Genomic DNA, 10878 nt, shown 5'->3' with positions numbered 1-10878 from the left:
CTCGTGATGATGGGCATCGGCGCCATCATCGGCACCGGCATCTTCGTGCTGACCGGCACCGGCGCGCTGACCGCCGGCCCGGCGCTGACGGTGTCTTTCGTCATCGCGGCCATGGCCTGCGGCTTCGCCGCGCTTTGCTATGCCGAGTTTGCTTCCGCCATCCCGGTGTCGGGATCGATCTATACCTACAGCTATGCCACGCTGGGCGAGATCATCGCCTGGATGATCGGCTGGGACCTTCTGCTCGAATACGGCCTGGCCACCTCGGCGGTGTCGGTGGGCTGGTCTGGCTATTTTCAGTCGCTCGTCGCCGGCTTCGGCCTGAAGCTGCCGGTGGCACTCACGGCCGCGCCAGGCGCGGTGCCCGGTGTCGAGACCATGGTCAACCTGCCGGCCATGCTGATCATGCTGGCGATCACCTGGGTGGTGTCGTACGGCGTGAAGGAATCGACGCGGCTGAACAATGTGATGGTGGCGATCAAGATCAGCGTGGTGCTGCTGTTCATCGCCGTGGGCGTGTGGCACGTGAAACCGGCGAACTGGCAGCCGTTTGCGCCGTTCGGCATGGGCGGCGTGTTCAATGCGGCGGCGCTGGTGTTCTTTGCCTTCATCGGCTTCGACGCCGTGACCTCGGCCGCGGAGGAAGTCCGCAACCCGAGCCGCGACCTGCCCATCGGCATCATCGGCTCGCTGGCGGTCTGCACCGTGCTGTACGTGGTGGTGGCCGCGATCATGACCGGTATCGTGCCGTTCGCCAGGTTCGCCGGCGTTGACCACCCGGTGTCGCTGGCATTGCAATTCGCCGGACAGAACTGGGTGGCCGGCTTTGTCGACCTCGGCGCCATTCTCGGCATGACCACGGTGATCCTGGTCATGACCTTTGGCCAGACTCGCGTCATCTTCGCCATGTCGCGCGACGGCCTGCTGCCCGCGCGGCTGTCGTCGGTGCATCGCGTACATGCCACGCCGTTCTTTGCCACCTGGACCGTCGGCATCGTGTTCGCGTTGATCGCCGCATTCGTGCCGCTCAATGTGCTGGCCGAGCTGATCAATATCGGCACGCTCTCCGCCTTCACGCTGATTTCGATCGCGGTGCTGGTGCTGCGCCGGACACGTCCCGAGTTGCCCAGGGCCTTCCGCTGCCCCGGCGTGCCGGTGGTGCCGCTGCTATCGGTTGGCTTCTGCCTGTTCCTGATGGCCCACCTGCAGGCACTGACCTGGATCGCCTTCCTCGCCTGGCTCGGAATCGGCCTTGCGGTCTATTTCCTGTACGCGCGCCGTAATGCGGTGCTGCACGGCGCAACCCGGTAGCAAGGGCTGGCCGTAAGAAGCGACGCGGACACCCACCATTCGCGATGGGGCTACCCGCCCCGTCCAGAGCCGCACCGCACTGCAATCCAGGCGGTGTACCAAGGAAGGCAGGGCTACAGCCTTGCATTCCCTACGTCATGGAGAAGACATTGAACGACCGTACCCACGCAGCGGCCGCCGTGCGCCTGTTCGGCACCGGCGAAGGCCTGTCCCACGAGCGCGTGACGCTCGCCACCGATCCGGAATCCGGCCTGCAGGCCATCATCGCCCTCTACAGCACCACACTGGGCCCCGCTTTCGGCGGCTGCCGGTACTGGACCTATCCTACCGAGGCCGAGGCGCTGTCCGATGCGCTGCGCTTGTCGCAGGGCATGGCCTACAAGAACGCACTTGCCGGGCTGCCGTTTGGCGGCGGCAAGGCCGTGATCCTGCGCTCGCCAGCGCAGACGGATCGCCGGCAGCTCTTCCGCGCTTTCGGGCGCATGGTGGAATCGCTGCGAGGCAGCTATATCTCGGCCGAGGATGTGGGCACGACGGTGGACGACATGCGCGCGGTCCAGGCCGAGACGCGCTACGTCAGCGGCCTGCCGCGCGACGGCGGATTCGGTGGCAACCCCTCGCCGTGGACGGCATACGGCGTGTTTGTGGGGATTCAGGCAGCGGTGCAGTACCGCCTGGACCGCAAGTCGCTCGCCGGATTGTCGGTGGCCGTCCAGGGTCTGGGGTCGGTAGGCTGGGAACTCTGCCGACGCCTCCATGAAGCGGGCGCGGCCCTGACCGTGGCCGATATCGATGCGGGGCGGACCACGCAGGCGCAACAGCAATTCGGCGCACGCGTCGTAGCGCCGGAGGCCATTTCGGGCGCGGACGCCGATGTTTTCGCGCCTTGTGCGCTCGGTGGCGTCATCACCCCGGCCGTGGCCGAAAGCTGCCGCTTCCAGGTCATCGCCGGCGGCGCGAACAACCAGCTCGCCTCACTGGCCGAAGGGGATACCCTCCATCAGCGCGGCATCTTCTATGCGCCCGATTTCCTCATCAACGCCGGCGGCATCGTCAGCTGCGCGCGGGAATACCTCGGCGGCGTCGATGATTCCGTCCTGCGCGACGAAGTGGCCGGCATCCGGGACCGGGTGCTCAAGCTGGCGCAACGCGTTGAGTCGACGGGCCAGGCGCCGGCACGTGAAGCGGTGACGTGGGCTCACGAGGTGTTATCGCAAGGTATCGAGTCGAACTGAGCTGCCACCCTGGCCATGGTGATGCCAAGGCCGGTGCGGCAGCTACCGCAGGCGGCGCTTGCAACAGCGCCGCCCGCCGGGCATGCCGGTCAGCGTGCCATCTCCCTGGCATCGCCGACCAGTCGCCGCACTTCCTTCGAGACGATCGTATAGGCCTCGCCGGAAATCGACTCCAGCCCGTTGCGGTCGATCACGATGATGCGGCCGCGCGTATGCTCGATCAGCCGCAGGTTCTGCAGCTTGCCCATGGCTTCGGTGACGCCTTCGCGGCGCACGCCGAGCATCTCCGCGATGCGCTGCTGCGTGATGCGCAGCTCGTTGCTCTGGAGCCGGTCCAGCGTCTGCAGGATCCAGCGGCAAAGCTGCTCCATCAGCGTCCGGTGGCAGATGCATGCCGCGGTCTGGCCGACTTGCGTCAGCAGCAGCTGCATGTACCGCATGACCAGCCGTTGCATCTGCGGCAGCCGCGGATACAGCTCGCGCAGGTCGCCGGCGGCAATGCGCCAGCTCGTGCCCGGGTGGCTGACTTCGCACCGCTGCGGCATGGATTCCGCGCCGGTCAGCGCGGGCAGGCCGATCAGGCCTTCGTTGCCGACCGCGGCCAGTTCCACGCTGGAGCCGTCCGCATGGAGCGACAGCAGCGAGACCACGCCATCTTTCGGAAAGTAGACGTGCCGCACGCGCTGCCCGGCATCGCACAGCAATTGCCCGCCACGCAGCGCCACGGCTTCGAGATATGGCTTGAGTGCCGCCCATTCCGATTCCGGAAGCTGACGCAACAGTAGGTTGTTGCCACCTGTCCTGTTCGAAGTGTCCATCCCGCGCTCCCCGTTTCCATGTTGCAAAGTTCCGATGGGTTCCTGCCGGTCTGGTGCCGGCCCGTGGGCACATTAGGCGCGTTCTGTACGACGACGAACATTGGCTGAAGGGCTTAGACCCCGTTTCACATGGCGTAAAGGCGTCGCCATTCGCCCGATGAAACGGGTTTCGGCGCCCCGCGTGCGGGTTGCGACGAAAGGTTGAGCCCTAGCCAAAGGGAGGAGGCGGCACGCCGCCGGCCGATCAGCTGCCGCAGGCGTGGATCAGGAACTCGCGCAGCGCGTCGGCCGGCTTTTCGAGCTTGCGTCCCGGCTGCCACAGCATGCCGACCTCCATGTCCGGCACCGCGTCGGCGATGGGCCGCGCGGCGATCTGCCGGCCTTCCAGCGACCATGGGCGGTACACCATGTCGGACAGCACCGTGACGCCAAAGCCATGCGCGACCAGCCCGCGCAGTCCCTCCATCGAACTGGTGCGGAACGCGATGTTGGGCGCCAGCTTGCGGCCCCGCCAGTACCGCAGCGTGGACGACTCGGCCTCGTCCACAGTGATGAGGATGTAAGGGTAGGCCGCGATATCGCGCAAGGACGGGCGCTCGATGGCCAGCAGCGGGTGCGTGGCCGACGTCCAGAGCTGGCGCCGCGAACGGATCAGCGTGTGGCGGGCAAAGCGCTGCGGGCGCTCCAGGTTGGACAGCAGCCCGATGCCAAGCTCGATGTCCCCCGACAGCACGGCCCGCTCGATCTCGGGGCGGTCCATGTCCTGCAGGTCCAGGTCGATGTCGGGGTAGCTGGTGCGAAAGCGCGCCAGCAGGCCCGGCAAAAAGTAGCCCAGCACCGTATAGGACGCCGCCAGCCGCACGCTGCCTTTTAGCCCATACACCTGAAAACGGGGCTCGCGCAGCGCGTCCTCGACCGAGTCCAGGATCTGCCGCGCATGCTGGTGGAACAGGTGGCCTTCCGCGGTCAGCGCCACGCCGTGCGGCAGGCGGTCGAACAGGCGCACCGCCAGCCGCTGCTCCAACGTCAGCACGGCGTTGGTAATCGCCGATTGCGACACATGCTCGGCGGTCGCGGCCATCGAAAACTGGCCTGTTTCCGCCGCCGCGACGAAGTAGCGGAACTGCCGCAAGGTGATTTCCTTGGCCAGCCGTTCCGGCGTCTCGCGTGCCTTTGCCATGGTCATTGCTCCGGTATTCGTTTGTCGGATATCAGCTCTCGGATTTCATGATTTTACGATATCGATGGCGCTTCCTACACTGCCACGAATAACTTCGACATCCCCCGGAGAGAGACACCCATGAATGCCCCGCTGCCACAAGCCCTGCGTGAGGCCCTGGCCAACGCCAGCCTGGACGACAAATACACCCTGGAAAAAGGCCGCGTCTACCTGAGCGGCACCCAGGCGCTGGTGCGCCTGCCCATGCTGCAGAAGGCGCGCGACCGTGCCGCCGGCCTCAATACGGCGGGCTTTATTTCGGGCTACCGCGGTTCGCCGCTGGGCGCCGTCGACCAGGCGCTGTGGAAGGCCAAGGCGCACCTGGCCGCCAGCGACGTGGTGTTCCAGCCCGGCGTCAACGAAGACCTCGCCGCCACGGCCGTGTGGGGCAGCCAGCAGGTCAACCTGTTCCCCGGCGCGACGCGCGACGGCGTGTTCTCGATGTGGTACGGCAAGGGACCCGGCGTGGACCGCTCCATGGATGTGCTCAAGCACGCCAACTCGGCCGGCTCGTCGCGCCACGGCGGCGTGCTGCTGCTGGCCGGCGACGACCATGCGGCCAAGTCTTCCACGGTGGCGCACCAGTCGGAGCACGTGCTGCTGTCCGCGGGCATTCCGGTGCTGTACCCGTCCAATGTGCAGGAATACCTGGACTACGGGCTGCATGGCTGGGCCATGAGCCGCTACTCGGGGCTGTGGGTGTCGATGAAATGCGTGACGGACGTGGTGGAAAGCACGGCCTCCGTCGATATCGATCCGGACCGCGTGCAGGTCGTACTACCCGATGATGTCACGATGCCGGAGGGCGGCCTCAATATCCGCTGGCCGGATACGCCGCTGCAGCAGGAAGCGCGCCTGCTCGACCACAAGTGGTATGCCGCGCTGGCCTATGTGCGGGCCAACAAGCTCAACCGCGTCGTGCTCGATTCGCCCAACGCGCGCTTCGGCATCATGACCGCGGGCAAGGCCTACCTCGACGTGCGCCAGGCGCTGGTCGACCTTGGGCTGGACGACGACACCTGCCAGCGCATCGGCATCCGCGTCTACAAGGTCGGCTGCGTGTGGCCGCTCGAGGCGCACGGCGCGCGCGAGTTCGCGACCGGGCTGGACGAGATCCTGGTGGTTGAAGAGAAGCGCCAGATCATGGAGTACGCGCTCAAGGAAGAGCTGTACAACTGGCGCGACGACGTGCGGCCCAAGGTTTATGGCAAGTTCGACCAGCGCGGCAATGACGGCGGCGAGTGGTCGGTGCCGCGCGGCAACTGGCTGCTGCCCGCGCACTATGAACTGTCGCCGGCGCTGATCGCCAAGGCCATCGCCCGGCGCCTGGAGCGCTTCGATTTGCCCGAAGAGGTGCGCGCGCGCATCGCGGCGCGCGTGGCGCTGATCGAGACCAAGGAGCGCGAGGCCGCCCAGCCGCGGCTCGCCGTCGAACGCAAGCCATGGTTTTGCTCGGGCTGCCCGCACAACACCTCCACGCGCGTGCCCGAAGGCTCGCGCGCGCTGGCTGGCATCGGTTGCCACTACATGACGCTGTGGATGGACCGCAATACCGACACCTTCAGCCAGATGGGCGGCGAAGGCGTGGCGTGGACGGGCCAGATGCACTTCACGAACGACAAGCACGTGTTCGCCAACCTCGGCGACGGCACGTACTTCCACTCGGGCCTGCTCGCCATTCGCGCGTCGATTGCCGCCAGCGCCAATATCACCTACAAGATCCTGTTCAACGACGCGGTGGCGATGACGGGCGGGCAACCGATCGACGGCGTGCTGACCGTGCCGCAGATCGCCCACCAGGTCCTGGCCGAAGGCGCGAAGAAGCTCGTGGTCGTCACCGACGAGCCCGACAAGTACGGCAATGGCGGCATGCTGCCGGCCGGCGTGACGGTGTTCCACCGCGACCAGCTCGACCAGGTCCAGCTGGACCTGCGTGCGACCGAGGGCGTCACCATCCTGATCTACGACCAGACCTGCGCCACGGAAAAGCGCCGGCGCCGCAAGCGCGGCACCTATCCGGACCCGGCTCGCCGCGCCTTCATCAACGACGCGGTCTGCGAAGGATGCGGCGATTGCTCGGCCAAGTCGAACTGCCTGTCGGTGGAGCCACTGGAAACCGAGCTGGGCACCAAGCGCAAGATCAACCAGTCGTCGTGCAACAAGGACTTCTCGTGCGTCAACGGCTTCTGCCCGAGCTTTGTCACCGCCGAGGGCGCGCAGGTGCGCAAGCCGGCCGCCGCGGGCGGCAAGGGCACGGGCGCTGATTTCGACGCGCTGCCGCTGCCCGTGCTGCCGGCGCTGGAGCGTCCGTATGGCGTGCTGGTGACCGGCGTGGGCGGCACTGGCGTGGTCACCATCGGGGGGCTGCTGGGTATGGCTGCGCATCTCGAACGCAAGGGCGTAACCGTACTCGACATGGCCGGCCTGGCGCAGAAGGGCGGCGCGGTGATCAGCCACGTGCAGATCGCCCCGAGTCCGGCCGCGCTGCATGCGACGCGCATTGCCACCGGCGACGCGCGGCTCGTGATCGGCGGCGATGCCATCGTCTCCGCATCGGCGGACGTACTGTCCAAGGTCCGCCACGGCGTGACCGCGGCCGTCGTCAACAGCGCCAACACGCCGACCGCCGAATTCATCAAGAACCCGAAGTGGAAGTTCCCGGGCGCCAACGCGGAACAGGACCTGCGTGCCAGCGCCGGCGAGGCATGCGCGTTCGTCGATGCCAGCGCCTGGGCGGTCACGCTGCTGGCGGATGCCATCTATTCCAACCCGCTGCTGCTGGGCTTTGCGTGGCAGAAGGGCTGGGTTCCGCTGCTGCGCGACAGCCTGCTGCGAGCGATCGAACTCAACGGCGTGTCGGTGGAGAAGAACCGTCTCGCGTTCGAATGGGGCCGCTATCTCGCGCATCACGGCGAGGCGGCGGTGCGTGCCATGCTGCCGACCGCGCCGCGCGAGCAGGTGGTTGCCATGCCGCAGACGCTCGACAACCTGATCCGCAAGCGTGAAGCGATGCTGACCGACTACCAGAACGCCGCCTATGCGGGCCGTTACCGCGATGCGGTAGAGCGCATCCGCGCGGCCGAGCAGAAGCTTGGCGCCGGCCGCAAGCTGGCGCTGACCGAGGCCGTGGCGCGCAATCTTGCCAAGCTGATGGCCTACAAGGACGAGTACGAAGTCGCGCGTCTCTACACCGATCCCGCCTTCCTCGACAAGCTGCGCGCGCAGTTCGAAGGCGAGCCCGGCCGCGACTACCAGCTCAACTTCTGGCTCGCGCCGCCGCTGACGGCGAAGACCGACGAAAAGGGCCGCCTGCTCAAGCGTCGCTTTGGCCCGCGCACCATGTCGGCGTTCCGCCTGCTGGCACGCCTGAAGGGTTTGCGCGGCACCGCGCTCGATGTGTTCGGCAAGACCGCCGAGCGCCGCGCCGAACGGCAACTGGTTGCCGACTACATGGCGATGGTCGGCGAGTTCGCGCAATCGCTGAGCCATGACCGGCTCGACACCGCGATTGCGCTGGCAACGTTGCCCGACGACATCCGTGGCTTCGGCCACGTGAAGGAAGGCAACATGCATGCCGCGGCCGCAAAGCGCGAGGCACTGCTTGCGCAGTATCGCGCGGGCACACGCCTGGCGGCGTGACGGGTAAAGACCGCCGCCTTGTGCGGCGGTCTTTTTTTCCGTCGAGACGGAAAGTGACTTGCCGGCTACGCCGGCGGAGCAGCCCCCCAGCCAACCAAATCAAATCCCAAATCCCCCATCGCCGTGAACTAGAATCCATTGAAGCCCCTCCGGCACCACGTCCCCGGTCCCAAATGGAAGACGACGCGATTCCTTCACGGAGCACGCTGCCGCCGGCAGCCAATATCGACGGCCCTCCTGCCCCGGACGCATCGTCCACCTGGCAAAACGGCAACGCCCTGTTCGTCAATCGGGAACTGAGCCAGCTGGAATTCAACCGGCGCGTGCTGATGCAGGCCGCCGACCCCGACACGCCGTTGCTCGAACGCCTGCGCTTCCTGTGCATCTTCAGCAGCAACCTGGACGAGTTCTACGAGATCCGCGTGGCGGGCCTGAAGGAACAATGCCTGGTCCAGTCGCCGGTCAGCGGCCCCGATGGCCTGTCCCCGCAGACGCTCTACGACCTGGTGAACGCCCGGGTACGCGAACTGGTCGCGCTGCAGTACCAGATGCTCAACGACGTCCTGATTCCCGCGCTCGCCGCCGAGCAGGTCTGCTTCCTGCGGCGGCCGACCTGGAACGCGGCGCAGGCGGAATGGATCCGCGAGTATTTCTTCAATGAACTGATGCCCGTGCTGACGCCGATCGGGCTGGACCCCGCGCATCCGTTTCCGCGCGTGCTGAACAAGAGCCTGAATTTCGCGGTGGAACTCGACGGCAAGGACGCGTTCGGCCGCCGCTCAGGCAACGCCATCGTGCAGGCGCCGCGTGCATTGCCGCGCGTTATCGCGCTGCCGCCCGAAGTGGCCGGGTGCCGGCATGGCTTTGTGTTCCTGTCCTCGATCCTGCACGCGCATGTCGGCGAATTGTTCAGCGGCATGACGGTGCGCGGCTGCTACCAGTTCCGCGTGACGCGCAACAGCGAGCTGTTCGTGGACGAAGAGGAGATCAAGAACCTGCGCGAAGCGCTGCAGGGCGAGCTGCCGCAGCGCCATTTCGGCGACGCCCTGCGGCTTGAAGTCGCGGACAACTGCTCGCCGCCGGTGACCTTGTTCCTGCAGCAGCAGTTCGGCCTGTCGGCCAAGGAGGTGTTCTCGGTCAATGGGCCGGTCAACCTGGTGCGGATGCTGCAGGTGCCCGAAGCGGTCGACCGCCCCGATCTCAAGTACCCGCCTTTCCGCCCGGGCTTGCCAAAGGGACTGCAGCCGCAAGCCGACATGTTCCGCGCCATCCGAGAAGCCGACATCCTGCTGCATCACCCGTTCCAGTCGTTTGCGCCGGTGGTGGATTTTGTCCGGCAGGCCGCGCAGGACCCGGATGTCGTGGCGATCCGCCAGACCGTCTATCGCGCGGGCCATGATTCGGTGCTGTTGTCCGCGCTGACCGATGCGGCGCGCAAGGGCAAGGAAGTCACCGCGGTCGTGGAGCTGCTGGCGCGCTTTGACGAAGAGGCCAATATCGGCTGGGCCGCGCAGCTCGAAGAGGCGGGCGCGCATGTGGTCTACGGCGTGGTCGGCTACAAGGCGCATGCCAAGATGGTGCTGGTGGTCAGGCGCGAAGGCGGACGCCTGCGGCACTATGCGCATCTCGGGACGGGCAACTACCACAGCCAGACCACGCGCTTCTACACCGATTTCGGCTTGATGACCTGCCATCCGGAGATCACGCAGGATGTCGCCAATGTCTTTGGCCAGCTGACCGGGCTGGGGCAGATCAGCAAGACCGCCCATGTCTGGCAGTCGCCGTTCACCCTGCACAAGTCCCTGCTGCAGGCCATCCGGCGCGAGGCCGAGCATGCACGCGCGGGGCGCAAGGGCTGGATCATCGCGAAGATGAATGCGCTGCTCGAGCCGGGGCTGATCCAGGCGCTCTACGATGCCTCGCGCGATGGCGTGCGCGTCGACCTGATCGTGCGCGGCGCCTGCGCGTTGCGGCCGGGCGTGCCGGGTCTCTCGGAGAGCATCAGCGTGCGCTCCGTGATCGGCCGCTTCCTCGAGCACTCCCGGATCTTCTACTTCCACAACGACAAGGCCGAAGACGTCATGCTTTCCAGTGCCGACTGGATGGACCGCAACCTGTTCCGGCGCATCGAAGTCTGCTTTCCGGTGCTGGACGCGCGCCTCCGGAAGCGGGTGATCGCCGAAGGCCTGAAGCCCTATCTGCGCGACAAGCGCGAGGCCTGGGAAATGGAAGCGGACGGGACCTACCGGCGCCGCCGTTCGCGGGAGGGCGAATCCGCGCAGGGATTCCTGCTGGCGAGCCTCACCTGAACGGGTGAGTCGGCGGCTTCCCTTCCGCAATACCTTTCAATCCCCTCCCAACCCCGCACCGATTACTGACGCACCGCAAGGCATCCCCAAGCCGCAGTCCTAGAATGGCTGCCGGCTTTTCCCCACTTTACGTCGATGATCCATCACCGGACTGATTCGACGCTCGCTTCCCATTTCTTCGCCGGCATGGTTCGACTGCAACGACAACCCATCGCAAGGCGATCCTGTTTCCATGTCATCGCATCGATGTCGTCGGGCCGCGCAGGTTTTTTCCCTTTCGCACGACCTGTGGTCCATGGCGCAGGCCGCACCGATACGCGTCCGGACTGCATCAGAAATGTCTGAAG

General features: G+C 66.4%; 6 protein-coding genes. 4 read left to right on the top strand and 2 right to left on the bottom strand.

Translation table 11 applies throughout. From position 1 onward, the window contains the following. Nucleotides 1-1311: branched-chain amino acid transporter BcaP (gene bcaP, locus AC3FKG_RS23525; protein WP_488744280.1), on the top strand; the 1311-nt coding region annotated here is incomplete at its 5' end. A 137-nt stretch (nucleotides 1312-1448) separates the two neighbouring features. Next, the gene (locus tag AC3FKG_RS23520; RefSeq protein WP_488744279.1) at nucleotides 1449-2546 is read left to right on the top strand and encodes a Leu/Phe/Val dehydrogenase; all 1098 of its coding nucleotides are present in this window, start codon (nucleotides 1449-1451) and stop codon (nucleotides 2544-2546) included. An 89-nt stretch (nucleotides 2547-2635) separates the two neighbouring features. On the opposite strand, the gene AC3FKG_RS23515 is transcribed toward AC3FKG_RS23520, so the two are convergent. Beyond that, nucleotides 2636-3364 carry a Crp/Fnr family transcriptional regulator gene (locus tag AC3FKG_RS23515; RefSeq protein ID WP_483712383.1) on the bottom strand — a complete coding sequence of 243 codons (729 nt, stop codon included), beginning with the start codon at nucleotides 3362-3364 and terminating at the stop codon, nucleotides 2636-2638. Nucleotides 3365-3608: 244 nt separating this feature from the next. Then, complete coding sequence (locus AC3FKG_RS23510) at nucleotides 3609-4544, bottom strand: LysR family transcriptional regulator (RefSeq protein ID WP_483712382.1); 936 nt, start codon at nucleotides 4542-4544, stop codon at nucleotides 3609-3611. 120 nt (nucleotides 4545-4664) lie between these two features. Here AC3FKG_RS23510 and AC3FKG_RS23505 point away from each other — a divergent pair, with 120 nt between their 5' ends. Beyond that, the gene (locus AC3FKG_RS23505; protein WP_488744278.1) at nucleotides 4665-8222 is read left to right on the top strand and encodes an indolepyruvate ferredoxin oxidoreductase family protein; all 3558 of its coding nucleotides are present in this window, start codon (nucleotides 4665-4667) and stop codon (nucleotides 8220-8222) included. Between the two features lie 173 nt (nucleotides 8223-8395). Next, nucleotides 8396-10531, top strand: a complete 2136-nt coding sequence (ppk1, locus tag AC3FKG_RS23500) for a polyphosphate kinase 1 (RefSeq protein WP_483712379.1) — start codon at nucleotides 8396-8398, stop codon at nucleotides 10529-10531. The last annotated feature ends 347 nt before the right edge of the window (nucleotides 10532-10878 follow it).

The sequence above is a fragment of the Cupriavidus sp. 22TCCZM04-2 genome (assembly GCF_057798895.1).
This window is presented reverse-complemented; position numbering and strand designations above follow the sequence as displayed.